The organism is Streptomyces sp. NPDC001157, assembly GCF_053598255.1.
In genome coordinates this window covers 72,058-98,495 of record NZ_JBSFJW010000019.1, presented here as the reverse complement: position 1 = coordinate 98,495, position 26,438 = coordinate 72,058, and the positions used below count along the sequence as shown (strand labels likewise).

Genomic DNA, 26,438 nt, shown 5'->3' with positions numbered 1-26,438 from the left:
CCCATTCCTCACTCGACAGACGGCGCCCGCCGTCATTGGCGGGCGCTCACCAGCGTAGAACCTGCCGCTGACACCGGACCTGTGAGGTAAGGCTCAGTTCGAGAACCGCATGGGTTTCCACAGGTCCCGATGAGGGGTAGTCGCGATCTATCGCGTTTCGGTACGCTGCTGTCGTGGACCTTCAGAAGAGCGACCGACACCAGGACACGGCACCGCGCGCCTCCGAACTGCGAGCCTCGGACGCCGACCGTGACCGCATCGCCGACATCCTGCGCGACGCCCTCGCCGAGGGGCGTCTGACGGCCGACGAGCACGCCGAGCGCGTCGAGGGCGTGCTGGCCGCCAAGACGGTCGGCGAACTGGACGTCTTCATACGGGACCTGCCCGTGGCCCACCAGCACCGCGCGGCCCCCGCCTTCGCCGCCGCCCCGAGCCGCCCCACGCTGGGCGCCATCCCGGCCGACCCGGACGACAACGTGGTGGCGGTGTTCAGCAGTGCCGTCCGCAAGGGCCGCTGGCGCGCGGGACGCCGTATCCATGCGTACGCGATCTTCGGCAGCGTGGAGATAGACCTCAGCGAGGCCCTCTTCGAGTATCAGCAGGTCGCGATCAAGACGTTCTCGCTCTGCGGCAGCGTCGAGGTCCGCGTCCCGGAGAACGTGTCGCTGCGCGGCACCGGCGGCGGTGTGCTCGGCAGCTTCGAGGTGGACAATCTCGACTCGACCGACCCGAACGCCCCGGTGGTCTATGTCGACGGCTGGGCCGTGATGGGCAGCGTCGAGGCGCGGCCGAAGCGGGGCAAGCTCGTCGCGGACATACTCGACCGCGTCCAGCACAAGGTCGACAAGAGTTTGCGCAAACACCTGAATCGTTGACGGTTGCGAATTCGGGCGCGCCCGCAAGGAATTGGTCCACCCGTGGTCGCGCGCCCGAGGCGCTGACGAGCACGCGAAATCCAGCGGTTCGGAACTCAGTGCATAGGCTCGCGCACAGCGGGTAGGCCTTGCTGCATCGTCGCTCGCTCGCGAAGCCGTCGTCAGGAGTAGACCGTGCTGCAACCGCCGCATTCGTCCCTGCAGGTAGCTGCCGTTCCGGCCCAGCGGGTGCCAGTGCGGGACAGGGACCAAGACGCTCCATGGCACACCGAGGCGGTGTGCCGGCGCGACGAGGCCGGCCTGTTCTTCGCACCTTCCAAGGAACCCACCGCCGCCCGGCTCTCCCGCGAGGAGGCGGCCAAGCGCGTCTGCGCCCGCTGTCCCGTCATGGTCGAGTGCCGCGAGCACGCGCTGCTGCAACCGGAGCCCTACGGCGTCTGGGGCGGCCTCACCGCCGCCGAACGCCGCGTGGTCCTCGCCAGGCGCCGCCGCCGAGACATGGAACTGAAGAAGGCGGCACAGGCCCAGGGCCGCATAGCGGCAGCGGGTTGACCGCCCCACGCACACACGCCGATGGGGCGCCCCCACCGCACCGGGGGCGCCCCATCGCTGTCATTGCTGCCGTGCGCTTCTTGGCTGAGCGGCACTGCAACGCCCTCAGGGGCGCGGGGCTGTACCGATGTGCGGCTCCGCCGCGTGGGTGCGACAAGCCACAACGGACCCGAACCCGCCAACGCGCCCGGCCCTTCGAGCCATGTGGCGGCTATTTGGCGCGATCAAAGTCAATCGCGCTATAGGCCCGCAGCTTGCTGAGCCGGTGCTCGGAGTTGATCTGCCGCACCGTCCCGGACTTCGACCGCATGACGATCGACTCGGTGGTCGCGGTCTCGGACCGGTACCGAACACCCCGCAGCAGTTCACCGTCCGTGATGCCGGTGGCGACGAAGAACACGTTGTCGCCGGCGACGAGGTCGTCGGTCATCAGCACCCGGTCGAGATCGTGCCCGGCGTCGATCGCGCGCGCCCGCTCCTCGTCGTCCTTCGGCCACAGCTTCCCCTGGATCGTGCCGCCGAGGCACTTCACCGCACAGGCCGAGATGATCCCCTCCGGCGTACCGCCGATACCCAGCAGCATGTCGACGCCGGTGCCCTCGCGCAGCGCGTAGATGGAACCCGCCACGTCACCGTCCGAGATCAGCTTGATGCGCGCACCGGCCTCCCGGATCTCCTTGATGATCCCTTCGTGGCGAGGCCGGTCGAGGATGACCACGGTCACGTCCTCCGGCGTGGACCGCTTCGCCTTGGCGACTCGCCGGATGTTCACCGACACGGGCGCGTTGATGTCGACGAAGTCCGCCGCCTCGGGCCCCGTGACCAGCTTGTCCATGTAGAAGACGGCGGACGGGTCGAACATCGACCCGCGGTCCGCGGCCGCCAGCACGGCGATCGCGTTCGGCATGCCCTTGGCCGTCAGGGTGGTGCCGTCGATCGGATCGACGGCGATGTCGCACTCGGGCCCGGTCCCGTCACCGACGCGCTCGCCGTTGAAGAGCATCGGGGCCTCGTCCTTCTCGCCCTCGCCGATGACGACAACGCCGTTCATCGACACGGTGGAGACGAGAGTCCGCATGGCGCGCACCGCGGCACCGTCGGCGCCGTTCTTGTCGCCCCGCCCGACCCAGCGGCCCGCGGCCATCGCGGCGGCTTCGGTCACCCGGACGAGTTCGAGGGCGAGGTTGCGGTCGGGAGCTTCGCTGGGGACTTCGAGCTCGGACGGCAAGTGATGATGCTCGGTCATCGAGGCGCACCTTTCTGATACGACGACGGCCGGATGAGGGTTCGACCCTCGACTCTATCGTCAGTCCGACAAAATGAGCAGGGGGCCCCACGGATGAGCGAGCCGGGCACCTGCGACGATAGGGGGCGTGGCAGGTTCGAACGGCAAGCAGAAGACGGTCCGGGACATGATCCTCTCCCTGGGCCTCATCGGGATCGCGGCGGCACTCATCTACGTTTTCATTCCGCACGACGACTCGCCTCCGGACGTTCCGCGGGTCGACTACCGCGTCGAACTGCTCACGGCGCGCCGCGCCGCTGCGTACCCGGTGGCCGCGCCCGAGGGCCTGTCCAAGGACTGGAAGGCGACCTCGGTCCGCTTCCAGGGCGACCAGTTCGACGCCTGGCACCTGGGCTTCCACACGCCCGACGGCCAGTACGTGCAGATCGAGCAGTCGACTCAGAAGCCGTCGACGTTCATCGACCAGGCCACCCAGGGGGCGGACGCGACGAAGGCCACGGAGGAGATCGGCGGCCGTACCTGGACCCGCTACACCGGCGGCCGCTACGACGCCCTTGTGCTCCCGGGCAAGGGTTCGACGACGGTGGTCGCGGGCACGGGCTCGTTCCAGCAGCTGACGGAGATGGCACAGGCGCTGAAGCTGGCGTAGACCTCCGCGTACGAGACCCCTACGAGACACGAGACGCGGACGCGCACGGAAAGGCCCCCGGCTTCGTCGCCGGGGGCCTTCGTCGTGCGGGGTCGCTCAGACCGTCGTGACGACCTGCTCGTAGTCCAGACGCGGGGAGCGCGGGAACCAGGCGTCCTCGCCCGGCTTGCCGATGTTGATGACCATCAGCGGGGTGTGGTCGTCGTCCAGGAACTCCTTCTGGACGCCCGCGAAGTCGAGGCCGGTCATCGGGCCGGCGGCGAGACCGGCGGCACGGACGCCGATGATGAAGTACGCGGCCTGCAGTGCGGCGTTCAGCGTGGCGGCACCCTCACGGGCCGGGCGCTCGGAGAAGAAGACGTCCTTGGCGGCCGGGAAGTGCGGGAAGAGGGTCGGCAGCTCCTCGTGGAACTCGTTGTCCGCGGAGAGGATCGCGACCAGCGGGGCCGTGGCGGTCTTGGGCTGGTTGCCCTCGGCCATGTGCTTGACCAGGCGCTCCCGGGCCTCGGCGGAGCGGACCAGGGTGATGCGCAGCGGAGTCTGGTTGAAGGCGGTCGGGCCGTACTTGACCAGGTCGTAGATCGCCTGGACCTGCTCGTCGGTCACCGGCTCGTCGGTGAAGGTGTTCGCGGTGCGGGCCTCACGGAAGAGCAGGTCCTGGGCGGCGGGGTCAAGAACGAGAGACATGCGGGAACTTCCTCGGGGTGGCGCCGGGATCCGATCCGGACCGCGGTCCGGATCGACTGACGAGACCGACGGTACGCGAAGGAACGTTCAAGGTTCAACAATAAACGGCGCGTGGTGATCCGCTTCACAGCGGACCGCCGCCACCGCTCCTTGTCGTGCGCTACTCGCCGTCGGCCTCTTCCGCGGCCTCTTCCTCCGCGAGTGCCGCATCCAGCCGGGCGCGCGCCCCGTCCAGCCAGCGACGGCACACCTTGGCCAGCTCCTCGCCCCGCTCCCAGAGCGCCAGGGACTCCTCCAGCGTCGTACCGCCTGCCTCAAGCCGTCGTACGACCTCGATCAGCTCGTCCCGTGCCTGCTCGTAGCCGAGCGCCTCATCCACCTTGCTGGTCATCCGCCCACCCTATGCATCGACTCGAACCGTGCCGCCTTCTCGGTGTTCTCAGGCCTTCTCAGTGCGCTCAGTGTTCTCATTCGGCCCGGACCACCGTGAACTCGCCCTCGGCCACCCGCGCCCGCAGCGTCTCGTCCGCCCCCACCTCGTCCGGGGCGCGGACGACATGCCCGTCGGCCTTCTGCAGCACGGCGTAACCGCGCTTCAGGGTGGCGGCGGGGGAGAGGGCCACCACGCGCGCGTGCGTGTGCGTCAGCTCGGAGGCGGCGCGGTCGAGGAGATGCCCGAGCGTGCGCCGCGAACGATCGACCAGCGAGACGACATGATCGGCTCGCTCGTCGATCATCCGGTGCGGATCCTCTATCGAGGGCCGGGCGAGCGCCTGGGCGAGCCCGCGCTCCTCCCGCTCGACGAGCGCCTCGACGCACCGCCGGGCCCGGTTCCGCAACTGCTGCACGCGCTCGTACTCCTCCCCGACATCCGGCACGACCTTCTTGGCGGCGTCGGTGGGGGTGGAGGCGCGCAGGTCGGCGACGTAGTCGAGGAGCGGATTGTCCGGCTCGTGCCCGATCGCGGACACGACCGGCGTACGGCATTCGGCGACGGCACGCACGAGCTGCTCGTCGGAGAACGGGAGGAGGTCCTCCACGCTCCCGCCCCCGCGCGCGACGATGATGACGTCCACCTCGCCGGCCTCGTCGAGCTCCTTGACGGCCTGCACGACCTGCGGGACGGCGTGCACGCCCTGCACGGCGACGTTGCGCACCTCGAAGCGGACAGCGGGCCAGCGGTGCCGGGCGTTCTCCAGGACGTCCCGCTCGGCGGCGGAGGCACGGCCGCAGACCAGCCCGATGAGCTGCGGCAGGAAGGGCAGGGCCTTCTTCCGCTCGGGCGCGAACAGCCCCTCGGCGGCGAGGGACTTCTTCAACTGCTCCAGCCGCGCGAGGAGTTCACCGACCCCCACGGGCCGTATCTCGGCGGCCCGCAGGGACAGCTGCCCCCGCGGCGCATACCACTCCGGCTTCGCGAGTACGACGACCCGCGCACCCTCGCTCACCACATCGGCGACGGCGTCGAAGACCTGCCGGTAGCAGGTGACGCTGACCGAGATGTCGTACGAGGGATCCCGCAGGGTCAGAAACACGACCCCGGCGCCGGGCCGCCGCGAGAGCTGAGTGATCTGCCCCTCGACCCAGACGGCCCCCAGCCGGTCGATCCACCCACCGATGAGCCGCGACACCTCACCGACGGGCAGGGGCGCTTCTGCGGACGTGTTGAGAGCCATGCGGCGAGCGTAACGGCCAAGACTGACAACTCCGGGCTGCGTCCTTCAGCCCGCCCGGCGTTTGAGGACGAGGCCGTTCAGGCCGAAAAGGGGGGTCTGGGGGCGCAGCCCCAGGGACGGGACGGGCAAGGGCGGCGGGGGCGAGAAGCACGCGATCTTCGACGCGGCGAACGCGGCCTTACGATGGACCGCATGACTGCTTCGCCTGGCCGCCGTGTCCTGCTCGCCGCCCCCCGTGGCTACTGCGCGGGTGTGGACCGCGCCGTGATCGCCGTCGAGAAAGCCCTGGAGCAGTACGGGGCTCCGATCTACGTCCGGCACGAGATCGTGCACAACAAGTACGTCGTGCAGACCCTGGAGAAGAAGGGCGCCATCTTCGTCGAGCGGACGGAGGAGGTCCCCGAGGGGAACATCGTGATGTTCTCCGCGCACGGTGTGGCCCCCGTCGTCCACGAGGAGGCCGCCCGCGGCAAGCTCGCCACCATCGACGCCACCTGCCCGCTCGTCACCAAGGTCCACAAGGAAGCCGTCCGCTTCGCGAACGAGGACTACGACATCCTCCTGATCGGGCACGAGGGCCACGAGGAGGTCATCGGCACCTCCGGCGAGGCCCCCGACCACATCACGCTGGTCGACGGCCCTGAGGACGTCGCCAAGGTCGAGGTCCGCGACGAGTCGAAGGTCGTCTGGCTCTCCCAGACCACGCTCTCCGTCGACGAGACCATGGAGACCGTCGACGCCCTGAAGGAGAAGTTCCCGCAGCTCATCTCCCCGCCCAGCGACGACATCTGCTACGCCACGCAGAACCGCCAGCTCGCTGTGAAGCAGATGGGCGCCGAGGCCGAGCTGGTGATCGTCGTCGGCTCCCGCAACTCCTCCAACTCCAAGCGGCTCGTCGAGGTCGCCAAGCTCGCGGGCTCGCGCGAGGCGTACCTCGTGGACTTCGCCGACGAGATCGACGAGGCCTGGCTGGAGGGCGTGTCCACGGTCGGGGTCACCTCCGGCGCCTCCGTCCCCGAGGTCCTGGTGGAGCAGGTCCTGGAGTGGCTCGCGCAGCGTGGCTTCGAGGACGTCGAGATCGTCAAGGCGGCCGAGGAGTCCATCACGTTCTCGCTGCCCAAGGAGCTCCGCCGGGACCTGCGCGACGAGGCGGCGGCGCTGATCGCGGAGCGAACCGGCACCTCGCCGGAGTGACTGTCAGTCGTCCGTCGTAACGTAGAGCCATGCAGATCTTCGGTGTGGACATCGGTGGATCCGGGATCAAGGGCGCCCCTGTGGACCTGGACAAGGGCGACCTGGCGGAGGAGCGCTGCAAAGTGCTCACTCCGCACCCGGCGACGCCCGACGGCGTGGCGGACGGCGTGAAGCAGGTCGTCGAGCACTTCGGCTGGACCGGCCCGGTCGGTCTCACCTTCCCCGGCGTGGTCACCGGCGGATCCACCATCCGTACGGCGGCCAACGTCGACAAGAGCTGGATCGACACCGACGCGCGCGCGTTGTTCAGCGACCGCCTGGGCGGCCTGCCGGTGACGGTGGTCAACGACGCGGACGCGGCGGGCGTCGCCGAGATGCACTTCGGCGCGGGCCGGGACCGCCGGGGCACGGTCATCCTGCTGACCTTCGGCACCGGCATCGGCAGTGCCCTGTTCGTCGACGGCACCCTGGTGCCCAACACCGAGCTGGGCCACCTGGAGCTGCACGGCCACGACGCGGAGAAGCGCGCCTCCAGCAAGGCCAAGGAGGACGGCGAGCTGACCTGGGAGCACTGGGCGCACCGCGTGCAGAAGTACCTCGCGCACGTCGAGATGCTGTTCTCACCCGAACTGATCGTCATCGGCGGCGGCGTCAGCCGTAAGTCCCAGAAGTTCCTGCCCTTCATCGAGGGCATCAAGGCGGAGATCGTCCCGGCGCAGCTGCAGAACAACGCAGGCATCGTCGGCGCGGCGATGCACGCCGCGGAGAGTTAGGACCGGGCTTCGGCCAGGCCCAGGCCTGCCCGGCGGATCACCTCGGCGTCGCGGGGTCCGGCACGCGCTCCCCACTGCCTCAAGGGCACAGGGGACCCCCATGCCCCCGCTCAGGATCGCCAGACGCGCCGCACCTTGTGGCCGACCTGAATCCGCCGGACAGGCGCTAGTACCGGGGCGGACGGCGGTCGCCGGTGCGATGGCGTCGCATCAGGGCGGCCTTCCGGCCCGTGACGATCAGGCCCGCGACGAGGGTTCCCCCGTACAGCCACCCGGCCTGGGTGGCCAGTGCCGTCACCAGGCCCATCAGCCGGCCGAGCAGCCCGCCGCTGCTGTCGGCCACCGGGAGCAGGCCCGCCGCGAAGGCGATCGGCACGACGACGGGTGCGGTCGCCAGGTCGCTCTTGCGCACCCAGGCCGCGGTCAGCAGGCACACCGGCAGGAACAGCACGCCGTACAGCGTCAGCGACGACCCGAACAGCAGCTGGTCGAGACAGCCGAGCGCGAACATCAGCGTCCCGCAGAACAGACCGCTGCCCAGCCCGGTCAGCCGCGGATTGGGCAGCCGCCGTACGGCCTCCACCAGCGGCGGACCGGGCTGCCGCGCCGCCGGGCGGGGCGCGGGGCGGCGCTGTCCGGCAGGTCGCGCACCACCACCCGCACCCCCACCGCTTCCGCCGCGCTTCGCCTGCGGGGGCAGCGGGGGCGTGCCCCGTCGCGTGCCGTTGTGCGGTGGTCCCGACCCGTGTTGCTCCACCGGACCAACTTAGGTCGGTTTATGTGTGCAATCGCCCCTCAGACACGCCGAGGGGCGGAGCCAGGCCATGCGTTCGACGGGGCGCCGGGGCGAGGACCGGTACGCCGTAGACTGGTGGATCGGCCCGCCCGTGCACCGAAGAAGGACCGGGCCCGCAGCCCCCAGTCCCCTGATGTCTCTCACGTACGGGAAGTCGCAACGTGTCGCTCACGATCGGAATCGTCGGTCTGCCGAATGTCGGCAAGTCGACCCTGTTCAACGCCCTGACCAAGAACGACGTGCTCGCGGCCAACTACCCGTTCGCCACGATCGAGCCCAACGTGGGCGTCGTCGGCGTCCCTGACGCTCGGCTGACGAAACTGGCCGAAATCTTCGGTTCGCAGCGCATCCTCCCGGCGACCGTCGACTTCGTCGACATCGCGGGCATCGTGAAGGGCGCGTCCGAGGGCGAGGGCCTGGGCAACAAGTTCCTCGCGAACATCCGTGAGTCCGACGCGATCTGCCAGGTCATCCGCGCCTTCAAGGACGAGAACGTCGTGCACGTCGACGGCAAGGTCTCGCCGAAGGACGACATCGAGACGATCAACACCGAGCTGATCCTCGCCGACCTCCAGACCATCGAGAAGGTCCTGCCGCGCCTCCAGAAGGAGTCGCGCATCAAGAAGGACGTGGCTCCGAAGGTGGCGGCGGTCGAGGCGGCGAAGGAGATCCTGGAGAAGGGCGACACGCTGTTCTCGGCGGGCATCGTCCAGGGCTCCGGCAACGAGGAGCTCCTCCACGACCTGCACCTGCTGACCACGAAGCCCTTCCTCTACGTCTTCAACGTCGACGAGGACGAGCTGGTCGACGAGGACTTCAAGGCCGAGCAGCGCGCCCTGGTCGCCCCCGCCGAGGCGATCTTCCTCAACGCCAAGCTGGAGGCGGACCTCGCCGAGCTCGACGAGGAGGACGCCATGGAGCTCCTGGAGTCCGTCGGCGCCGAGGAGCCGGGCCTCACCACCCTCGCCCGCGTGGGCTTCGACACCCTGGGCCTGCAGACCTACCTCACGGCCGGCCCCAAGGAATCCCGCGCCTGGACCATCAAGAAGGGCGCCACCGCCCCCGAGGCCGCCGGCGTCATCCACACCGACTTCCAGAAGGGCTTCATCAAGGCGGAGGTCATCTCCTTCGCGGACCTGGTGGAGACGGGCTCGGTCGCGGAGGCCCGCGCGAAGGGCAAGGCGCGGATGGAGGGCAAGGACTACGTGATGCAGGACGGGGACGTGGTGGAGTTCCGGTTCAACGTGTGAGCGGTCGGAAGGGGCCGGGCTCCGTGAGCCCGGCCCCTTCCGTCTTCCCGTGCCGATCTGGAGCCGGCTGCTACCTGCGCTTCGGCGGGGTGAGCTGGTCGAGATCCAGGCTGATCTCGAAGGGCACAGGCCGCTTCAGGGTGCCCCGGAAGATGCCGGCGGGCGCGTAGACGCCGGTCGGTTCGTCGAGTTCGTAGACGTGGACGACAGGAGCGTCGTCCTCTTCCTCGATGTGCCAATAGTGCGGGATCTTGGCTTCTGCGTATTTGTGCAGCTTCACCGTGCGGTCACGGTGGGCGGATTCCGGTGAGACGACCTCGATGACGAGCCGGACCTCTTCCGGCGCGTACCACGTCCGGTCCGGGTCGTAGGGTGCGGTCGTCACGAGCAGATCCGGCTCCGGCCGGTTTCGCTCGTCCAGACGGATCGTCATCTCCCGTTCGACCTCGAAACCGGCGGGCGCCACGGCCATGAGTGTGGTGGTGAGGGAGGTGACAAGGCGGCCGTGCCAGGACCGCTGGGGAGACATCATGAAGACAAGCGCTCCGTCGATCAGCTCGGTGTGGCGGGGTGCCTCGGGGAGGCGGTCCAGGTCCTCCGCGAACCAGCCTTCCTCGCGCGGCGGGCGCATCCAGTCGGGCAGTGCGGTCATGGCTAAACGGTAGCCGCTCGGCGAGGCCCGGGCCACGAGATCATCAACGGGTGACCGCCCCGGACCTGCCACGGGGCAGCGACCCTGTGTGCATACGGAGGGTCCAGGCGCTCACGCGGTCTCATTGCCGCCGGTCCGCTCCGTCACCTGTCGGCAAGCCTCCGCATACGCCCGTACCAGCGGTCTGCGGTCCCCCTTGCGCCAGGCCAGCACGTACCGGCTGGGCGCAAGTCCGCGCACCGGGCGGGTCACCACGCCGCCCAGCGTGATCAGCGGGACGTTGCCCGCCGCCACCAGGCAGACGCCGAGGCCCGCGACCAGGGCCTCGTAGGTCTCCTCCGTGCTGGCGATCTCCGCGCCGATGCGGGGGAGTCGCCCCTCGCGTTCCTCGGCCGCCAGCCAGTAGTCCCGTAGGGGGCCCGCGCTCTTCGGGAGGGCCAGGAAGGGCTCCTCGGCCAGGTCCGTGAAGTCGATCTCGGGGCGGGAGGCGAGCGGGTGGGTGTCGGGGAGGGCGACCAGGCGGGGTTCCTCGGCGACGACCGTCCAGGCGTAGCGGTCCTGGCCGGGCAGGGGCAGCCAGACGAAGGCCATGTCCGTTTCGGCGTCCGCCAGACCCGCGGTCGGGTCGTCCCAGCTCACCTGGCGCAGGCGGACGGCGGCCTCGGGATGCGCGGCCGTGAAGCGGGAGCGGATCGCGGGCAGCAGACCGCCGCGGCCGGGGCTGGTGCTCATGCCCACCACCAGCGTGCTGCGCTGCTCGGCCCGCGCCTCGGCAACCACGGACGCGCCCTGTGCCCATGCGTCCAGCACCCGCCGGGCGTGCGGCAGCAGCGCCGCGCCCGCCGCGGTGAGCGCCACGCCGTGCCGGTCGCGCCGCAGCAGCTCCACCCCCAACTGCCGCTCCAGCGCCCGGATCTGCTTGCTCAGCGCGGGCTGCGAGACGTACAACCGCTCGGCCGCGCGCGTGAAGTGCAGCTCCTCGGCGACCGTGACGAAGTACCGCAGGTCCCGCACATGAACGTCCGCCGTCATAACCATCGGTTGTCACCGTAGGTCTTGGACGGGCAACTCGCCACAGGAGCAGCCTGGTTCAGGAGTGCTCAGGGAGGCACTCGGAGCGTTGCTCGGAGAGGGTGGGTTCTCGTGAACAAGGTGTGGCTGATCACCGGTGCCAGCAGCGGACTCGGACGGGCCGTCGCCGAGGCCGCCGTCGCCGACGGCGACGTCGTGGTGGGCGCCGCGCGGCGGCCCGAGGGGCTGGACGACCTCGTGGACGACCATCCCGACCAGGTCGAGGCGCTGCGGCTCGATGTCGCGGACACGACGGCCGCCGAACCTGCCGTACGGGACGTGGTGGCGCGGCACGGACGCATCGACGTCCTGGTCAACAACGCAGGCCGCGGCCATGTCGGCGCCTTCGAGGAGACCACCGACGACGAACTGCGCGCCCTGTTCGACGTGCACGTCTTCGGCCCCGCCGCCCTGGTGCGCGCCGTACTGCCGTACATGCGCTCCCGGCGCTCGGGCGCCATCGTGCAGATGAGCAGCATGGGCGGGCAGACGTCCTATCCCGGCTTCTCGGCGTACAGCGGAACGAAGTTCGCCCTGGAGGGCATGTCCGAGGCGCTCGCGGGCGAGGTCGCCGAGTACGGCATCAAGGTCCTCGTCGTCGAACCGGGCGCCTTCCGTACGTCGCTGTACGAGGGGACGCAGGCCAGCGCCGACGGCGGGGCGTACGCCACCGTGGGCGGCACGCGCGCGATGGTCGACGCCGGCTTCGACGACCGGGCCGGCGACCCGGCCAAGGCGGCGGCGCTCATCCTGGCCGCGCTGGAGGCGGGACAGACCCCGCTGCGCCTGCCGCTCGGCGACGACGGCGTGAGTGCGGTCCTCGACCACCTCGACCAGGTGCGCGACGACGTCCTCGCCTGGGAGAAGCGCACCCGCCGCACGGGCTTCCGCGACTGACCGCCCGACCGGCCCTCAGATCCCGTCCACCCACGCCACGGTGAACGGCTCCTCGGGCACCCCCGGCCCCATCGGCCCGCCCTTGTCGAACTGCGAGCGGACGACCAGCAGCCGCCCGTGGGTGCGGGCGAGGGTGGTCGGGATCTGCAGCGCGGGGTCGGTGAACTGCCGCTCCAGGTGGGCCGAGATGCCGTCCGGGGACAGCCGCCAGCGGCTGAGGGTGTTGGTGGCGTTGTGCGCGGCCCACAGCGTGCCGTGCGCCAGCTCCAGGCCGTCGCCGTGCTTCAAGTCGCCGCCGTCCAGAGCGACTTGGCGTACGGATCCGGTGGCTGTGCCCACCCGGTACAGGCCGCCGCCCGTCATGTCGACGGCGAGCAGGTACCGCCCCGACGGGTCGGCGACTATGCCGTTGAGGAGGAGCCCCTCGGAGGGGGCCACGGCGCTCAGGTCGTAGGCGGCGTCGAGCGTCGCGCTGCCGCCGCGGGCGCGGGCCAGGTCGGCCGGGGTGACGCGGTAGACCACCGGGCGGGAGCTGTCGGTGAGGTAGGCCGCGCCGTCCGGCCCCAGCGCCAGGTCGTTGACGAAGGAGGGGCTGCTGCCGGGGACGGTGAAGCGTGCGAGCAGGGCACGGGTGCGCAGGTCGTAGACGTCCACCCCGGCGGTGGAGTCGATGACCCACAGCCGCCCGGCCCGGTCGGCCTTCAGGCCGTTGGCGGTGGTACGGCCGTCGGTGCCGGCCGGCAGGAAGACCTCGGCCGCACGGCTGCCGCGCACGGCCCGGTACACCGCACCCGTCGTGTACGAGCCGACATAGGCGTCCCCGGTGCGTGCGTCGAGCGCGATGCCTTCGGGGTAGGCGCGGTCCTCGGGGAGCGTGAAGGCGGTGCTGATGCGGGGTGCGGCGGCGGCACGGGCGGCCGTCGCGGGCAGCGCCACGGCGCCGGCCAGCGCGGCGGCGGTGGTCAGGAAGGTACGGCGGTGGATCGAACGGGACACGTCGGTGCCTCTCGTTTCGGGTCGGTTCGGTACTCACTCACTTGCGCATCTGAACGTAGATTAGAACTCTAATGCTCGTCAATGCATTAACTGACGGGTGCATGTTGATCGTCGAAAGAGGCCGCTACCATGCGGAGATGACGTCCATGCCCGTGTCCGAGCGCCTCGGCTCCCATCTCAAGCGGGCCGAACAGGCTCTCAGCGCGACCAAGGCCGCCGTCCTCAAACCGGCCGGTGTGACGGTGGCGCAGTACTCGGCGCTGCTCCACCTCTCCGAGAACCCCGGCATCTCGGCCGCGGCCCTGGCCCGCCTGTGCGGAGTCACCCCGCCGACGATGAACACGGTCCTGAACAACCTCCAGGACCGCGCCCTGATCGAACGCACCCCCCATGAGTGGCACAGGAACGTCCTGGAGACCCGCCTCACCGACGAGGGCCGCGCCGTCATGGCCGACGCGGACGCCCGCGCCGTACGCGTCGAACGGGCCCTGGCCGCCGAGTTCACGGACGAGGAACGCGCGGCACTGGTCGGGCTGCTGGGGCGGTGCGTGGAACTGCTGGAGACGGAGCGCGGGCGGGCATAACGGAGGTCTGGGGTCCTCTTTTCCTCACCGCACGCTTACCATGCGCCCAGTCGTACGTCAGTTCTGTACGCCAGTTCTGTGCGTCAGGCCTGTGCGTCAGTCTTCCGAAGCAGGAGCACGGCAGCCGTGTCCACACCCCCGCCTCCCGGGCCTGGGCCCCAGGAACCCCAAGGGCCGTACCCGCCGGGCCAGTACGCCCAGGGGCCCTACGCGGCTCCCGGGCCGTACCCGTACCAGCCCTGGGGGCAGGGCTACCGTCCGTACAACACTCCCGCCCCGGTCAACGGGGTCGCGATCGCCGCCCTGATCCTCGGCATCCTCTGCTTCGTTCCGGCCCTCGGGCTGCTGCTGGGGCTGGTCGCGCTGCGCCAGATCAGGAGGAGTGGCGAGCGGGGCAGGGCGATGGCCGTCACCGGTGCGGTGCTCTCCGGCCTCGGGCTCGTGCTGTGGGTGGCTGTGCCGGTCGGCGGTGCCGCCTTCGACGGCTGGGTGAAGGACACCGCACGCGACCACGGGAGCGCCTACTCCCTCACCAAGGGCGAGTGCTTCGACTCCCCGAGCGGATCCCTGGACGGCATGGCCTACGACGTCGACAAGGTGCCCTGCGCCGATCTGCACGACGCCGAGGTCTTCGCCTCCTTCCGGATGCCGGGCGGCGCCGAGTACCCCGGCGACGGCGAGGTCACGGACGCCGCCGACACCAGGTGCTACGCACTGCGCTACGGCTACGCCATGGACGTCTGGGCCGTGCCCGACGACGTCGACGTGTACTACCTGACGCCGAGCCGGCAGAGCTGGCGGTACGGCGACCGCGAGGTCACCTGTCTGTTCGGCAACACCGACGAGAAGGCCGGCCTGAAGGGCTCACTGCGCAACGACAGGCAGACCCTGGACACCGACCAGGCCGCCTATCTCCAGGCCGTCGACGTCGAGAACGCCGCCCTGGACCGGCAGCCCCCGGACAGCCCCGACGACGATCTGCGGGCCAGTCGCCAGTGGGCCGGACAGATGTCGGCCGCGCTCACCGAGGAGGCCCGGATGCTGCGCGAGCACCCGTGGCCGGCCGGCGCCAGGACGCCGGTCGCGAAGGTCGCCAAGGAGGTTGCGGCGCGACAGGAGGAATGGGCGCGCGCCGCCAAGGCCGCTGACGCGAACAGCTTCTACGAGCACTACGACCTCGTCATGGCGCTCTCGACACCCGACCGCGCCGTGACCGCCCGCAAGGCTCTGGGCCTGGCCGCCACCCCGCCCGAGACCCGGGACGGCGACGACGGCGGGGACGGCACCGGAGGCAGCTCCGAGTTCGAGGTGTGACCGCGGCTATAGCGGGGAGAAAGTGCCTGCGTAAAGCCCTCCGGGGGCACATGTCATCACATCGAGTGATTCTCTGGCCTTTGCTTGCACGGCACAACCTACGGTTGCCACGCTGTTGCTGTCTGTACAACCTGATGGGAGCGGCCAGTGACTTTCGGTGAGCAGCCGGCGTACCTGCGTGTCGCGGGTGATCTCCGCAAGAAGATCGTCAACGGTTCGCTGCCACCGCACACCCGACTGCCCTCACAGGCCAGGATCCGCGAGGAGTACGGCGTCTCGGACACCGTCGCGCTGGAGGCGCGCAAGGTGCTGATGGCGGAGGGCCTGGTCGAGGGCCGCTCCGGATCGGGGACATACGTCCGCGAGCGCCCGGTACCCCGCAGTGTGGCTCGCTCCGGGTTCCGCCCGGCCGGCGGGGCGACCCCCTTCCGCCAGGAGCAGGCCGACGGCGAGGGGCGCGGCACCTGGGAGTCCAGCAGCGCCCAGGCCGAGGCGAGCAGCTCCGTCGCGGAGCGGCTCGACATCAAGCCCGGCGACCGCGTGATGTGCACGAGGTACGTCTTCCGCGAGGCCGGCGAGGCGATGATGCTCTCCACCTCCTGGGAGCCCCTCGCGGTCACCGGCCGCACCCCCGTGATGCTCCCCGAGGAGGGCCCGCTCGGCGGCATGGGAGTCGTCGAGCGCATGGCGGCGATCGACGTGATCGTGGACAACGTCACTGAGGAGGTCGGCGCCCGCCCCGGCCTCGCCGAGGAACTGGTGACCCTCGGCGGCGTCCCGGGTCATGTCGTCCTGGTCATCCAGCGCACCTTCTTCGCCTCGGGCCGCCCCGTGGAGACGGCCGACGTGGTCATCCCGGCCGATCGCTACCGCGTGGCGTACCACCTCCCAGTGAAGTAGCGCACACCCTTACGGCAGTTGACTCCGCCGCCCTCTCCTCACGGCCTTCTCCGCGCGGCCTCGGAGCCCACCCGTCCGCCGGTGGAATCTGGCCGTTCTCGCAGGTCGCCCCATGCGTGCCCGGTATGCCGCTGACCGGATGCGTCGACGCCCGCGCGCGGCGCATTCGGGTCCGTGCGCCCCCCTCGCCCTGGCCGGTTGCGTACCTCTTTGTGAAAAGCCGTGTTCGCTGCGTAAAGGTAAGGCGTAGGCTCGGGCATATGCGGATTGCGGTTTCCTTAGAGGGTGGGGCACGGCGCCAACCGCGGGCGAGGAGCGGTCGGGCCGCGGTGGGAAGGAGCGGTGGGGCGCGATGAACGACAGCACGATCACGCTTCCCTGGCTCGTCATTCGGCAGGACGACAACGGCAATCAATACCGCGTGGGCCGGTACGCGACCCGGGCCGAGGCCCAGAGGATCGCGGACAGCCTCGACGACCGCGGACACAAGCAGCTGTACTGGGTCGAGCGCATAGGTCAGAACGGGCAGAGCGGAACAGTCACGGCCAACTGACTCCCGTAGGCTCCCGCGCATGACGGAACGGATCGTGGTGGTGGGCGCCGCCCTGTACGACGGTGACCGCCTGCTCGCGGCGCGCCGCAGCGCGCCTCCCGAACTCGCCGGCCGCTGGGAACTCCCCGGCGGCAAGGTCGAACCGGGCGAGACCCCCGACGCCGCCCTCGTGCGCGAACTGCACGAAGAACTCGGCGTGGACGCCGAGGCCGTGGCGCGCGTACCGGGCGAGTGGCCGCTGAAGCCGCCGTACGTCCTCCAGGTGTGGACGGCCCGCCTGCGCCCGGGCTCCCCGGACCCCAAGCCGCTTCAGGACCACGACGAACTGCGCTGGCTCACACCGGACGAGCTGTGGGATGTGCCATGGCTGGACCAGGACATCCCGGCGGTCCAAGAGTTGGCTGCCTCTGAGGGGTAGGGGCGAACCCCCACCCCCAGGGGCGCGGGGCTGTATTGATATGCGGCTCCGCCGCGTGGGCGCGACCAGCCACGACCCACCCGCAGCCGCCAGGCAACCCGCACCCCCGAGCTCATAGGCGCTCGGCGCCCCCAGCGGAGGGCGCCCCAGCGGAGCAAGCTCCCGCCGCAGGCGGTACTGCACGCTGGATATCGGGTATGTGCCCATTAACCCCACGAAACCGGACATGGGTGGGCTTCTGGCCTGGGAAGTGATCGGCGTGATCGACACAGAAGGCGACTGCGCCGAGTGGAGCTTCCCCGCGGAACCGGGAGCCGTCCGCAGCGCCCGCACCGCCGTCCGCGGCCAGCTGCGCACCTGGGAGCTCGACGCCCTCGGTGATCTCACGGCCCTGCTGGTCAGCGAGCTGGTGACCAACTCCCTGCGGCACGCCACCGGACCCATCGGCGTCCGCCTCGTACGGCCCGCAGGCCTCGAGGACGTCCTGCTGGTGGAGGTCTCCGACCCGCTCCCCGACCCGCCGCGCGAACGCGTCGCCCGCCCCGAGGACGAGAGCGGCCGCGGGCTGCAACTCGTGGCCCACTCCTCGCGCCGCTGGGGCACCCGGCCCGGCGAGGCGGGCAAGACGGTGTGGTTCGAACTCGCCCTGCCCGGCTGAGCCGGTTCCCGGACGGCCCCTTCGGGCGCTGTACGCGAACACCCGCCCTGTAGACCGTCTGGTTCAGGCCGGTGGCAGTGTCCGGCGCGCGTGATTCGAGGAGGTGTTGGCTGGTTAGAAGACTGGAAGTGTTGTCGCAGCCGGGACCGAAAACCGTCGGGACCGTGCTGTGATCGTGAACACCGTGTTGTGCGGCGCCGTAGTGCTGGATACTGCGGGCAGCCGCTCCCGGTGACCGGTGCCGGGCGCGGTGAGCTGGAGGGGACGGTTCGCGTGAGCGAGATACCAGCGAGGGCCACGGAGTCCGAGGACCCGTCGGACGGCGCGAGGGCGGAGGCCGCGGGTGATGCCGCGGCCGATGTGACGAGCGGGACGGCGGGCGGGACGGGCCTGTCCTCCTTCCATGGATCCGACGGATCCGACGGATCCCACGGGACCGACGGAACACCTCACGGTGACGCCATGTGGCAGAGCAGTCCGCCCGGCTCCATCTACGACTACATCAAGGTCGCGTCCTTCTCCATCGGCCCGGACGGGCTCGTCGACCAGTGGAGCCTGCGCGCCGAGCAGCTCTTCGGGATCCCCGCCGAGCGCGCGGTCGGCATGGACCCCATCGAGGCGTTCATCGACCCCGACCTGCGGGAGCAGGGGCAGCGCAAGATGGCCGAGATTCTCGACGGGCGGGAGTGGACCGGAGTGGTCCCCTTCCGGCAGCCCGGCGCGGCACCGGGGGAGAGCGGACGGGAGGGGCTCGCCGAGGTCTATGTGATGCCGACGCGGACCGAGGAGGGCGAGAAGGCCGCCGTCTGCATCGTCGTCGACGTACGCACCCTGCGCAGCATCGAGACCGACCTTGCCGCCTCGCAGTCGATTTTCGGTCAATCTCCTTTCGGCTTCCTGCTGATCGACCCCGACCTGCGGGTCCGCCGCGTCAACGAGCAGTTTGCGAACACCTTCGGCGGCACGCCCGACGACCACCGCGGCCGCGGTGTCCACGACTATCTGCAGCGGCCCGAGGCCGAGCGGGTCGCGGCGACCCTGCGCCGGGTCCTGGAGACCGGCAACTCCATCACGGACATGCACGTCACGGGCTTTGTGCCGGGTTCCGAGGACCGCCGGCACTGGTCCATCAACCTGTACCGCGTGCACAGCGGCTCCGGCCGCCCCATCGGCGTCGCATGGCTCGGAACCGACATCACCTCCCGCCGCGCCGCGGCCCGCGAGGCCGCTGCCGCGCGGCGCAATCTCGCCCTCCTCAACGAGGCAGGCGCTCGTATCGGCAACTCCCTCGACCTGGAGACAACGGCTCGGGAACTCCTCGACGTCGTCGTTCCCGGCTTCTGCGACCTCGCCACGGTCGACCTCTACCAGGGCCTGCTGGCGGGTGACGAGACCCCGCCGGGCCTCGCCGACGGCAGCGCGGAACTGCGCCGGGTCGCCTTCGCGAGTGCGGTCTCCGACGCACCGTTCGTCGGGGGTGGCGCACCGGTAGCCGTCGGCGCGGTCCACCACTACCCCTTCAACTCCCCCTGTGCGGACGCCCTGCGCACCGCCCGCACCCAGCTCGTCCCCGCCGAGGAGGGCGGCCTCGTCCAGTCCACGCTGGCCGTGCCGATGGTCGCCCACGACACCGTCGTAGGACTCGCCCAGTTCGCCCGTACGAAGGGCAGCGAGCCGTTCGGGGACCGGGACCGGGATCTGGCGGTGGAGCTCGCGGCGCGCGCCGCCGTCTGTATCGACAACGCGCGCCTGTACCGCCGTGAGCACGAACGCGCCCTGATACTGCAGCGCTCGCTGCTCCCGCCGGGCGACCCGGTCGCCTCCGGCCTGGACATCGCCTGCCGCTATCTGCCGGGCAACTCCTCCGCCGACCGCCCCAGCGAGGTCGGCGGCGACTGGTTCGACGTGATCGAACTGCCCGGCCACCGCACGGCGTTGGTCGTCGGGGACGTCATGGGCCGCGGCCTGCGCGCGGCCGTGGCGATGGGCGAACTCCGTTCGGCGGTCCGGACCCTCGCCCTCCTCGACCTGGAACCGGCGGAAGTGCTGAGCGCGTTGGACGAGATCGCCCGGGGCCTCGGCGCACCCGGCGGCGTCCAGCAGGCCACCCGCGCGGCCCGCCGCCCCCGCGAGGCGGACCTATCCGAGGTGTACCTCGCCACCTGCGTCTACGCGGTCTACGACTCCGTCACCCGCCGCTGCACCTTCGCCAACGCGGGCCATCTGCCGCCCGTGCTGGTCGAACCCGGCGAGGACGCGCTGATGCTCGACGTGCCGCCGGGCATGCCGCTCGGTGTCGGCGGGGAGCCCTTCGAGGAGGTCGAGGTCGAACTACCCGAAGGTGCACTGTTGGCGCTCTACACGGATGGACTGGTCGAATCGCGCGACCATCCGCTGGACGAGGGCCTCCAGGCGTTCGTCGGCGCGCTCACGGACCCCTCCGCACCCCTGGAGGACGTCTGCGACCAGGTCCTCAACACCCTCGACACCCACCACGGTGAGGACGACATCGCCCTGCTGATGGCCCGCGTCCAGGGCCTGCCCGTCGATTCCGTCGGCGACTGGACTCTGCCCCGCGAGCCGCGCAGCGTGGGCAGGGCCCGCGAGTACGCCCGCGGCCAGCTGCTGTCCTGGGACCTCGAACCCCTCGTCGACACAACGGAGTTGCTGGTCAGCGAGCTGGTCACCAACGCCCTGCGGTACGGCGAGGGCGAGATAAGACTGCGGCTCCTGCTGGACCGCACGCTGGTCTGCGAGGTCTGGGACTCGGGACTCGTCCAGCCCCGCCGCCGCCGGGCCCGCGACACCGACGAGGGCGGCCGGGGCCTGCAGCTCGTCGGCCTCCTGAGCGCGGCGTGGGGCTCCCGGCGGACGCCTCGCGGCAAGACCGTGTGGTTCGAACTGCCGTTGCCGGACGGGGAGACGGGGCTGGCGGATCCGGCGGAGGCGTTGCTGAGTCTGTTTTGAGCCGGGGGCGCCTATTGGGTGTGGGGTTTCTGTTGTCGGGCGACTGCAGGTGTGTTGTGGCTGGTCGCGCAGTTCCCCCCGCCCCTTTGGGGCGCGGTCCACTGGTCGCGTCCGCGCGGCGGAGCCGCATGTCGACACAGCCCCGCGCCCCTTCAGGGCGGGGTCGCGGCCCGGCGGGCCTGAGTGCGGGGTCCGCCGAAGCTTGATGGTGAGCCATCGCTCAGCAGCACCCCACCGAGGATCGCCCCCGCGGCGCCGGTCTCGTGCTCGGCAGCCCCGGCCGTCGGGCTGCCGTGCACCCGTACGTCCCGTTCGGCGAGTTCGCGTGCCCGGCGGGCCAGGGCGTCGGCGGTGAGCAGGTCCGAGGGCTCCTCGGTGAGCAGTCGCTCCGCCTCCGCCAGCCGGGTGCGCGCCGTGCTCCCGACGGCTCTCCGGTGTGTGGTGACGAAGGCGTCGGCGGCGGCCACGGCACTGCGCGCGACCAGCGACGCGGCGACCGACAGCACGCCGGCCCGGCCCACACCCACCGGCGCAAGCCCCCGCACGAGCAGCCGGAGGGCGTCGAGCGGGTCGTACGGCCCTGACGTCAGCTCTTCTCGTACGGCCGTCAGGACGAGGTCGGCGTGCGCGGCGCGGGCGTGCAGCTCACCGGCGGGGAGGTCCCCCGCGCCTGTCCGCGCGCCCGCGAGCTCCGCCTCCGCCCCGGTGAGGGCGGCCGGCACCAACCCCGCGGCCGAGGCCAGATCGGCGGCGAGCCGCTCGATGCCGGCCACGAACACCTCGGCCTGGGCTGTCGCGCCCTCGGCGGCCCGCAGATGACGTGCCGCATCCGCTGCCTCCCCCAGGTCGGCCGCCTGGCGAGCCTGGTTCAGCCGGGTCGTGGCGAACACCAGGCGGTCCTTGGCCTGTTCGGCATGCCCGGTGACGGCGTCGACCGCGGCGGACCCGTACCGCCCGGCGAGAGCGGCCAGTGTCGCCCCTGCGCCGCCCGTACGCGCGGCCAGCGCACGGAACCGGTCCTCCGCGACCTCCAGCGCCTCGCCCAGACCGTCCGCGCTCTCCAGCGCGCGCAGCAGGTCGAACCCCGCGGCTTCCGCGTCCAGCCGCCGCCCCGCCTCCTGGCACCGCCCGATCATCCCGGCGAGCGCATGCCGCCGGGACGTCTCGTCCTCCGGAACACCGTCGTCGTACTGCTGCCGCATCCGAAAGGCGGCGGACAGCTCGGCCTCGGCGTCCCGCACGGCCCGTACGAACGGCGCCACCGAGTCCGCCCCGGACCGCGCCTCGGCGAATGCGAGTTCCTCCAGGCTGGTGCGCACCCAGTCGTCGGCCTCGACCAGCAAGGCCCGTACCCGTTCGTCGAGTTCGGAGAGCGGCGGTGCGGCGGGTCCGGCGGGGGCCGGGCCACCACCGGGTGTCGTACGTGTCCGGGCGCGCCGTTTGCGCCGTACATAGCCGTACCCCGCGACCACGACCACCGCGCCCACCGCGACCAGCGGCAGCACCAGGTCGGCGGCCGACGTCTCGTCCTGCTCCGGCGCGGCGGCGCTCGCGGCGGCCGGGTGCGCGGGGGCGGCCGGAACCGCCACATCACTGCTGATCGTCATCCATGGCAACACCAGCCACACCACCGCGGCCAGCCCACCCACCACGGTGTGCAGCACTCGCACGGATATGTGAGCGGTGGCGCGCCGCGGCCGGCCCCGGATCAAAGGTGACGTCACATTTCGGAGCGTATGAGTAGGAATGCGGCCGCGCGAGCGGGGTGGGGCAGGGGTGGGGGAGGTGGGGCGCGATGGGACCGGATCGACGAGGGGGAGCGGGGATGGAGCGCGCGGGAAACGGGACGGGGGCCCACAAGGGCAGCGGCACGGAGGAAACCACCCTGGCGGACCCGCCGGCGACCACGCACACCCCCGCAGCCGCCGACGGCGAGGACGCCCCACTGGGGCCACCTGACGAAGCCGGGGCGGCAAAGCCGCCGTCCCGCCGATGGCGACGTCTGACCCTCGCCGTGGTCCTGGCCCTCCTCGTCCCCCTCCTCGCCGCCGAATCCGCCCTCCGCCTGAACTACACCGGCGACCCCGAGAAGGGCACGTACACCAGGAACCGCGACGCCATCTGGCTGGGCCACGCCTGGGTCGACGGTCGCAAGACCGACGCCGACGTCACAGCCCTCGCCGACCGCCTGAAAGCCACCGGCATCCACGACCTGTACGTCCACGCGGGCCCCCTGGAACACAACGGCACCCTCCCCAAGTCCGCGTACCCCAAGGCGAGTTGGCTCATAAACGTCCTGCACGGCCGAGCGCCGCGGCTCCGCGTCCAGGCCTGGCTGGGCGACGTACTGGCGACCGAGGGCCCGACGGGGATGCGTCTGGAGCGGCCGGCGACCCGCGCGGCCGTCGTCGCCTCCACCCGCGAGATCCTGGCGACGGGCTTCGACGGCGTCCACTTCGACCTGGAACCCCTCCACTCCGGCGACCGCGACTACCTGACCCTCCTCGACTCCCTCCGCTCCGTCACCCGCGCGCACCACGCCCTGCTGTCCGTCGCCGCGCACCAGATCGACCCGCTCCCCGGCTTCCACGCCTTCTGGGGCACGGTCGCCGGACACCCGAAGTGGTGGTCGCAGAGGTTCTTCGGGCAGGTCGCACGCAGGGTCGACCAGATCGCCGTGATGTCGTACGACACCATGCAGCCGCTGCAGAGCCTGTACGGCGGCTATGTCGCCCAGCAGACCTCGCTCGCCCTGGAGGTCACCCCGCCCTCCACCGACCTGCTGATGGGCCTGCCCTTCTACCACGAGAACCGGTTCGGCCACTGGAACCATGCCGAGACCGTCCCGGCTGCTGTCCGTGGCGTCCGTCTCGGCCTGTCCCGCACGGACGCGGACCGATCCCGCTTCGGCGTCGCGCTCTACGTCGACTTCGCGGCCACGGAGGCGGACTGGAGGGCGTACCGGGACGGCTGGGTTCGCTGAACCCGGCCGTCCCACCGCGGTCTACGACGTCCGCCGCCTGATCTTCGACCCCAGCCACACCAACGGGTCGTACTTGCGGTCGACCGCCCGTTCCTTCAAGGGGATCAGCGCATTGTCCGTGATCTTGATGCCCTCGGGGCAGACCTCGGTGCAGCACTTGGTGATGTTGCAGTAGCCGAGGCCGTGTTCGTCCTGAGCGGTCTTCTTGCGGTCGAGTCCGCCCTCGGCGGCGGCGTCCAGCGGATGCATGTCCAGCTCCGCCACCCGCATCAGGAAGCGGGGCCCCGCGAACGCCGTCTTGTTCTCCTCGTGGTCCCGCACGACATGGCAGGTGTCCTGGCACAGGAAGCACTCGATGCACTTGCGGAACTCCTGCGAGCGGTCCACGTCCTCCTGCATCATCCGGTACTCGCCGGGCCCCACACCCTCCGGCGGCACGAACGCCGGGACCTCGCGCGCCTTGGTGTAGTTGAACCCGACGTCGGTGACGAGATCCCGTACGACAGGGAAGGCACGCAGGGGCGTGACCGTGATCGTCTCCTCCTTCGTGAACACCGACATCCGCGTCATGCACATCAGCCGCGGCCGCCCGTTGATCTCGGCGGAGCACGAACCGCACTTGCCCGCCTTGCAGTTCCAGCGGACGGCCAGATCAGGGGCCTGGGTGGCCTGGAGGCGGTGGATGATGTCCAGGACCACCTCGCCCTCGTTGACTTCGACCTTGAAGCCCTCCAGGCCGCCGCTCTTGACATCGCCCCGCCAGACCTTGAAGCGGGCCTCGTAGCTGCTCACTCGTAGAGCTCCTCTTCGGCGAGGTACTTGACCAGCTCCTCCTTGTCGAAGAGGGCGAGCAGGTCGGCGCGGATGGGTTCGGTGGTCTCACGGGAGAGGGCGATCTGGCCCTGCACGGGGTCCGTCGCCGCCAGCCCGCCCGTGGGGTCGATCAGTTGGCACAGCAGGTTGATGTTGCGCCACTTGCGGTCCATCGTCGGATGGTCCTCGCGGGTGTGGCCGCCGCGCGACTCCGAGCGCTCCAGGGCCGCCCGGGCCACACACTCGCTGACCAGCAGCATGTTCCGCAGGTCCAGCGCGAGATGCCAGCCGGGGTTGAACTGGCGGTGCCCCTCGACACCGGCCCGGCGGGCCCGTACCCGCAGATCCGCCAGCTTCTCCAGTGCCTGTTCCATCTCGCCCTCGCGGCGGATGATGCCCACGAGGTCGTTCATGGTCTGCTGGAGTTCCTGGTGCAGGGTGTACGGGTTCTCCGGCGGGCGGCCGTCGTCCGCGCCGGGCGCCGGACCCTCGGCGGAGAAGGGGCGCAGTGCCTCCGCGGCCGCGGTGTCGACCTGGACGTCGTCGACGGCGGGGCGTTCGAAGGCCAGGGCCGCCGAGTACTCGGCCGCGTGCCAGCCCGCCCGGCGTCCGAACACCAGCAGGTCGGAGAGGGAGTTGCCGCCGAGGCGGTTGGAGCCGTGCATCCCGCCCGCGACCTCACCGGCCGCGAACAGGCCCGGCACCCCGCGTGCGGCGGCGGTGTCGGACTCGACCGCGACACCGCCCATCACGTAGTGACAGGTCGGTCCGACCTCCATCGCCTCCGCGGTGATGTCGACGTCCGCCAGCTCCTTGAACTGGTGGTACATGGATGGCAGTCGGCGCCGGATGACCTCGGCGGGCATACGCGTCGAGACGTCCAGGAAGACACCGCCGTGCGGGGAGCCGCGGCCCGCCTTCACCTCGGAGTTGATCGCGCGGGCGACCTCGTCACGGGGGAGCAGCTCCGGGGGGCGCCGGTTGTTGTCCGGGTCCTCGTACCAGCGGTCGCCCTCCTCCTCCGACTGCGCGTACTTCTCCTTGAAGACGTCGGGGATGTAGTCGAACATGAACCGCTTGCCCTCGGAGTTCCTGAGCACCCCGCCGTCGCCGCGGACCGACTCGGTGACGAGGATGCCTTTCACCGAAGGCGGCCAGACCATCCCGGTCGGATGGAACTGCACGAACTCCATGTTCAGCAGCGGCGCCCCGGCCAGCAGCGCGAGCGCGTGCCCGTCGCCCGTGTACTCCCACGAGTTCGACGTCACCTTGAAGGACTTGCCGATGCCGCCCGTCGCGATCACCACGGCAGGGGCTTCCAGGACGAAGAAACGGCCGGTCTCACGCTCGTAGGCGAAGACTCCGGAGACCCGGCTGCCGTCTTTCAGCACCCTCGTGACCGTGCACTCCTGGAAGACCTTCAGACGGGACTCGTAGTCACCTGTCTCGCGATGGTCCTCCTGCTGGAGGGAGACGATCTTCTGCTGGAGCGTGCGGATGAGTTCGAGCCCCGTACGGTCGCCGACGTGCGCGAGGCGCGGGTACTCGTGGCCGCCGAAGTTGCGCTGGGAGATCTTCCCTTCCTTCGTACGGTCGAAGAGGGCGCCCCAGGTCTCCAGCTCCCACACCCGGTCCGGGGCCTCCTGCGCGTGCAGCTCGGCCATCCGCCACTGGTTGAGGAACTTGCCGCCGCGCATGGTGTCGCGGAAGTGGACCTGCCAGTTGTCGTGCTCGTTGACATTGGCCATCGCCGCCGCGATGCCGCCCTCGGCCATCACCGTGTGCGCCTTGCCGAACAGCGACTTGCAGATGACTGCCGTACGTGCGCCTCGCTCGCGCGCCTCGATGGCGGCACGCAGTCCGGCGCCTCCGGCGCCGACCACGACCACGTCCCACTCCTGGCGGTCGACCACGGACATCAGAAGGCACCCCTC

At 70.7% G+C, this 26,438-nt stretch carries 26 protein-coding genes; 15 read left to right on the top strand and 11 right to left on the bottom strand.

Going from position 1 to position 26,438, the window contains the following annotated elements; genetic code table 11:
* Window positions 1-173: 173 nt before the first annotated feature.
* Both ACWDAG_RS28700 and ACWDAG_RS28695 read left to right on the top strand, forming a co-directional pair.
* On the top strand, window positions 174-875 hold the full coding sequence (locus ACWDAG_RS28700) for a DUF1707 SHOCT-like domain-containing protein (RefSeq protein ID WP_450698436.1): 702 nt from the start codon (window positions 174-176) through the stop codon (window positions 873-875).
* Between the two features lie 174 nt (window positions 876-1,049).
* Entirely contained in the window at window positions 1,050-1,427 is a 378-nt protein-coding gene (locus ACWDAG_RS28695; RefSeq protein ID WP_450698435.1) for a WhiB family transcriptional regulator, read from the top strand.
* Between the two features lie 211 nt (window positions 1,428-1,638).
* On the opposite strand, the gene glpX is transcribed toward ACWDAG_RS28695, so the two are convergent.
* Window positions 1,639-2,673 (bottom strand): class II fructose-bisphosphatase, encoded by a 1,035-nt coding sequence (gene glpX / locus ACWDAG_RS28690; RefSeq protein ID WP_450698434.1) that lies wholly within the window; start codon window positions 2,671-2,673, stop codon window positions 1,639-1,641.
* A gap of 127 nt (window positions 2,674-2,800) precedes the next feature.
* On the opposite strand from glpX, the gene ACWDAG_RS28685 reads away from it, so the two are divergent.
* Window positions 2,801-3,322 (top strand): DUF4245 domain-containing protein, encoded by a 522-nt coding sequence (locus ACWDAG_RS28685; protein ID WP_450698433.1) that lies wholly within the window; start codon window positions 2,801-2,803, stop codon window positions 3,320-3,322.
* A 96-nt stretch (window positions 3,323-3,418) separates the two neighbouring features.
* On the opposite strand, the gene ACWDAG_RS28680 is transcribed toward ACWDAG_RS28685, so the two are convergent.
* The 3 genes from ACWDAG_RS28680 to xseA all read right to left on the bottom strand — a co-directional run bounded on the left by ACWDAG_RS28680 (window position 3,419) and on the right by xseA (window position 5,685).
* Window positions 3,419-4,009, bottom strand: a complete 591-nt coding sequence (locus ACWDAG_RS28680) for a malonic semialdehyde reductase (RefSeq protein WP_450698432.1) — start codon at window positions 4,007-4,009, stop codon at window positions 3,419-3,421.
* 160 nt (window positions 4,010-4,169) lie between these two features.
* On the bottom strand, window positions 4,170-4,400 hold the full coding sequence (locus tag ACWDAG_RS28675; protein WP_266959600.1) for an exodeoxyribonuclease VII small subunit: 231 nt from the start codon (window positions 4,398-4,400) through the stop codon (window positions 4,170-4,172).
* A gap of 76 nt (window positions 4,401-4,476) precedes the next feature.
* The gene (xseA, locus tag ACWDAG_RS28670) at window positions 4,477-5,685 is read right to left on the bottom strand and encodes an exodeoxyribonuclease VII large subunit (protein ID WP_450698431.1); all 1,209 of its coding nucleotides are present in this window, start codon (window positions 5,683-5,685) and stop codon (window positions 4,477-4,479) included.
* A gap of 183 nt (window positions 5,686-5,868) precedes the next feature.
* On the opposite strand from xseA, the gene ACWDAG_RS28665 reads away from it, so the two are divergent.
* The gene (locus ACWDAG_RS28665) at window positions 5,869-6,879 is read left to right on the top strand and encodes a 4-hydroxy-3-methylbut-2-enyl diphosphate reductase (protein WP_450698430.1); all 1,011 of its coding nucleotides are present in this window, start codon (window positions 5,869-5,871) and stop codon (window positions 6,877-6,879) included.
* A gap of 29 nt (window positions 6,880-6,908) precedes the next feature.
* A complete protein-coding gene (gene ppgK / locus ACWDAG_RS28660) occupies window positions 6,909-7,652 on the top strand; it encodes a polyphosphate--glucose phosphotransferase (RefSeq protein ID WP_450698429.1) in 744 nt (247 codons plus the stop codon).
* Between the two features lie 166 nt (window positions 7,653-7,818).
* Here ppgK and ACWDAG_RS28655 read toward each other — a convergent pair whose 3' ends face one another.
* Entirely contained in the window at window positions 7,819-8,409 is a 591-nt protein-coding gene (locus ACWDAG_RS28655; protein ID WP_450698428.1) for a DUF6542 domain-containing protein, read from the bottom strand.
* 200 nt (window positions 8,410-8,609) lie between these two features.
* On the opposite strand from ACWDAG_RS28655, the gene ychF reads away from it, so the two are divergent.
* Window positions 8,610-9,698 carry a redox-regulated ATPase YchF gene (ychF, locus tag ACWDAG_RS28650; protein ID WP_450698427.1) on the top strand — a complete coding sequence of 363 codons (1,089 nt, stop codon included), beginning with the start codon at window positions 8,610-8,612 and terminating at the stop codon, window positions 9,696-9,698.
* A 70-nt stretch (window positions 9,699-9,768) separates the two neighbouring features.
* Here ychF and ACWDAG_RS28645 read toward each other — a convergent pair whose 3' ends face one another.
* Together ACWDAG_RS28645 and ACWDAG_RS28640 are read right to left on the bottom strand one after the other, a co-directional pair.
* The gene (locus ACWDAG_RS28645; protein WP_450698426.1) at window positions 9,769-10,350 is read right to left on the bottom strand and encodes a Uma2 family endonuclease; all 582 of its coding nucleotides are present in this window, start codon (window positions 10,348-10,350) and stop codon (window positions 9,769-9,771) included.
* Window positions 10,351-10,461: 111 nt separating this feature from the next.
* Complete coding sequence (locus tag ACWDAG_RS28640) at window positions 10,462-11,382, bottom strand: LysR family transcriptional regulator (protein ID WP_450698497.1); 921 nt, start codon at window positions 11,380-11,382, stop codon at window positions 10,462-10,464.
* A gap of 111 nt (window positions 11,383-11,493) precedes the next feature.
* Between ACWDAG_RS28640 and ACWDAG_RS28635 the strand changes: the two genes are divergently transcribed.
* On the top strand, window positions 11,494-12,318 hold the full coding sequence (locus ACWDAG_RS28635; RefSeq protein WP_450698425.1) for an SDR family NAD(P)-dependent oxidoreductase: 825 nt from the start codon (window positions 11,494-11,496) through the stop codon (window positions 12,316-12,318).
* Window positions 12,319-12,333: 15 nt separating this feature from the next.
* Here the strand turns inward: ACWDAG_RS28635 and ACWDAG_RS28630 are convergent, their stop codons facing one another.
* On the bottom strand, window positions 12,334-13,314 hold the full coding sequence (locus tag ACWDAG_RS28630) for an SMP-30/gluconolactonase/LRE family protein (protein WP_450698424.1): 981 nt from the start codon (window positions 13,312-13,314) through the stop codon (window positions 12,334-12,336).
* Between the two features lie 137 nt (window positions 13,315-13,451).
* Between ACWDAG_RS28630 and ACWDAG_RS28625 the strand changes: the two genes are divergently transcribed.
* The 7 genes from ACWDAG_RS28625 (at window position 13,452) to ACWDAG_RS28595 (ending at window position 20,708) form a co-directional block, all read left to right on the top strand.
* Window positions 13,452-13,898, top strand: a complete 447-nt coding sequence (locus ACWDAG_RS28625) for a MarR family winged helix-turn-helix transcriptional regulator (protein WP_450698423.1) — start codon at window positions 13,452-13,454, stop codon at window positions 13,896-13,898.
* 126 nt (window positions 13,899-14,024) lie between these two features.
* A complete protein-coding gene (locus tag ACWDAG_RS28620) occupies window positions 14,025-15,212 on the top strand; it encodes a DUF4190 domain-containing protein (RefSeq protein ID WP_450698422.1) in 1,188 nt (395 codons plus the stop codon).
* Window positions 15,213-15,359: 147 nt separating this feature from the next.
* Window positions 15,360-16,112 carry a GntR family transcriptional regulator gene (locus ACWDAG_RS28615; RefSeq protein ID WP_351462160.1) on the top strand — a complete coding sequence of 251 codons (753 nt, stop codon included), beginning with the start codon at window positions 15,360-15,362 and terminating at the stop codon, window positions 16,110-16,112.
* A 352-nt stretch (window positions 16,113-16,464) separates the two neighbouring features.
* A complete protein-coding gene (locus ACWDAG_RS28610) occupies window positions 16,465-16,665 on the top strand; it encodes an SPOR domain-containing protein (protein ID WP_450698421.1) in 201 nt (66 codons plus the stop codon).
* Window positions 16,666-16,684: 19 nt separating this feature from the next.
* Window positions 16,685-17,083 carry a (deoxy)nucleoside triphosphate pyrophosphohydrolase gene (locus tag ACWDAG_RS28605; protein WP_450698420.1) on the top strand — a complete coding sequence of 133 codons (399 nt, stop codon included), beginning with the start codon at window positions 16,685-16,687 and terminating at the stop codon, window positions 17,081-17,083.
* 226 nt (window positions 17,084-17,309) lie between these two features.
* Entirely contained in the window at window positions 17,310-17,741 is a 432-nt protein-coding gene (locus tag ACWDAG_RS28600) for an ATP-binding protein (RefSeq protein ID WP_450698419.1), read from the top strand.
* Between the two features lie 273 nt (window positions 17,742-18,014).
* Entirely contained in the window at window positions 18,015-20,708 is a 2,694-nt protein-coding gene (locus ACWDAG_RS28595) for a SpoIIE family protein phosphatase (protein ID WP_450698418.1), read from the top strand.
* 152 nt (window positions 20,709-20,860) lie between these two features.
* On the opposite strand, the gene ACWDAG_RS28590 is transcribed toward ACWDAG_RS28595, so the two are convergent.
* On the bottom strand, window positions 20,861-22,315 hold the full coding sequence (locus ACWDAG_RS28590; protein WP_450698496.1) for a hypothetical protein: 1,455 nt from the start codon (window positions 22,313-22,315) through the stop codon (window positions 20,861-20,863).
* Window positions 22,316-22,533: 218 nt separating this feature from the next.
* Between ACWDAG_RS28590 and ACWDAG_RS28585 the strand changes: the two genes are divergently transcribed.
* On the top strand, window positions 22,534-23,691 hold the full coding sequence (locus tag ACWDAG_RS28585; protein ID WP_450698417.1) for a hypothetical protein: 1,158 nt from the start codon (window positions 22,534-22,536) through the stop codon (window positions 23,689-23,691).
* Window positions 23,692-23,712: 21 nt separating this feature from the next.
* Here ACWDAG_RS28585 and ACWDAG_RS28580 read toward each other — a convergent pair whose 3' ends face one another.
* Both ACWDAG_RS28580 and ACWDAG_RS28575 read right to left on the bottom strand, forming a co-directional pair.
* The gene (locus ACWDAG_RS28580; RefSeq protein WP_450698416.1) at window positions 23,713-24,483 is read right to left on the bottom strand and encodes a succinate dehydrogenase/fumarate reductase iron-sulfur subunit; all 771 of its coding nucleotides are present in this window, start codon (window positions 24,481-24,483) and stop codon (window positions 23,713-23,715) included.
* The gene (locus tag ACWDAG_RS28575) at window positions 24,480-26,423 is read right to left on the bottom strand and encodes a fumarate reductase/succinate dehydrogenase flavoprotein subunit (RefSeq protein ID WP_450698415.1); all 1,944 of its coding nucleotides are present in this window, start codon (window positions 26,421-26,423) and stop codon (window positions 24,480-24,482) included. The genes ACWDAG_RS28580 and ACWDAG_RS28575 overlap by 4 nt, the downstream gene beginning before the upstream one ends.
* Window positions 26,424-26,438: the final 15 nt, after the last annotated feature.

Coding starts and splice junctions, on each gene's coding strand:
- ACWDAG_RS28665 (WP_450698430.1), top strand. CDS start 5,869: ATGGACCGCATGACTGCTTCGCCTGGCCGCCGTGTCCTGCTCGCCGCC.
- glpX (WP_450698434.1), bottom strand. CDS start 2,673: ATGACCGAGCATCATCACTTGCCGTCCGAGCTCGAAGTCCCCAGCGAA.
- ACWDAG_RS28575 (WP_450698415.1), bottom strand. CDS start 26,423: ATGTCCGTGGTCGACCGCCAGGAGTGGGACGTGGTCGTGGTCGGCGCC.
- ACWDAG_RS28605 (WP_450698420.1), top strand. CDS start 16,685: ATGACGGAACGGATCGTGGTGGTGGGCGCCGCCCTGTACGACGGTGAC.
- ACWDAG_RS28675 (WP_266959600.1), bottom strand. CDS start 4,400: ATGACCAGCAAGGTGGATGAGGCGCTCGGCTACGAGCAGGCACGGGAC.
- ACWDAG_RS28610 (WP_450698421.1), top strand. CDS start 16,465: ATGAACGACAGCACGATCACGCTTCCCTGGCTCGTCATTCGGCAGGAC.
- ACWDAG_RS28585 (WP_450698417.1), top strand. CDS start 22,534: ATGGAGCGCGCGGGAAACGGGACGGGGGCCCACAAGGGCAGCGGCACG.
- ACWDAG_RS28600 (WP_450698419.1), top strand. CDS start 17,310: ATGGGTGGGCTTCTGGCCTGGGAAGTGATCGGCGTGATCGACACAGAA.
- ACWDAG_RS28590 (WP_450698496.1), bottom strand. CDS start 22,315: ATGACGATCAGCAGTGATGTGGCGGTTCCGGCCGCCCCCGCGCACCCG.
- ACWDAG_RS28645 (WP_450698426.1), bottom strand. CDS start 10,350: ATGACCGCACTGCCCGACTGGATGCGCCCGCCGCGCGAGGAAGGCTGG.
- ppgK (WP_450698429.1), top strand. CDS start 6,909: ATGCAGATCTTCGGTGTGGACATCGGTGGATCCGGGATCAAGGGCGCC.
- xseA (WP_450698431.1), bottom strand. CDS start 5,685: ATGGCTCTCAACACGTCCGCAGAAGCGCCCCTGCCCGTCGGTGAGGTG.
- ACWDAG_RS28680 (WP_450698432.1), bottom strand. CDS start 4,009: ATGTCTCTCGTTCTTGACCCCGCCGCCCAGGACCTGCTCTTCCGTGAG.
- ACWDAG_RS28625 (WP_450698423.1), top strand. CDS start 13,452: ATGACGTCCATGCCCGTGTCCGAGCGCCTCGGCTCCCATCTCAAGCGG.
- ACWDAG_RS28640 (WP_450698497.1), bottom strand. CDS start 11,382: ATGACGGCGGACGTTCATGTGCGGGACCTGCGGTACTTCGTCACGGTC.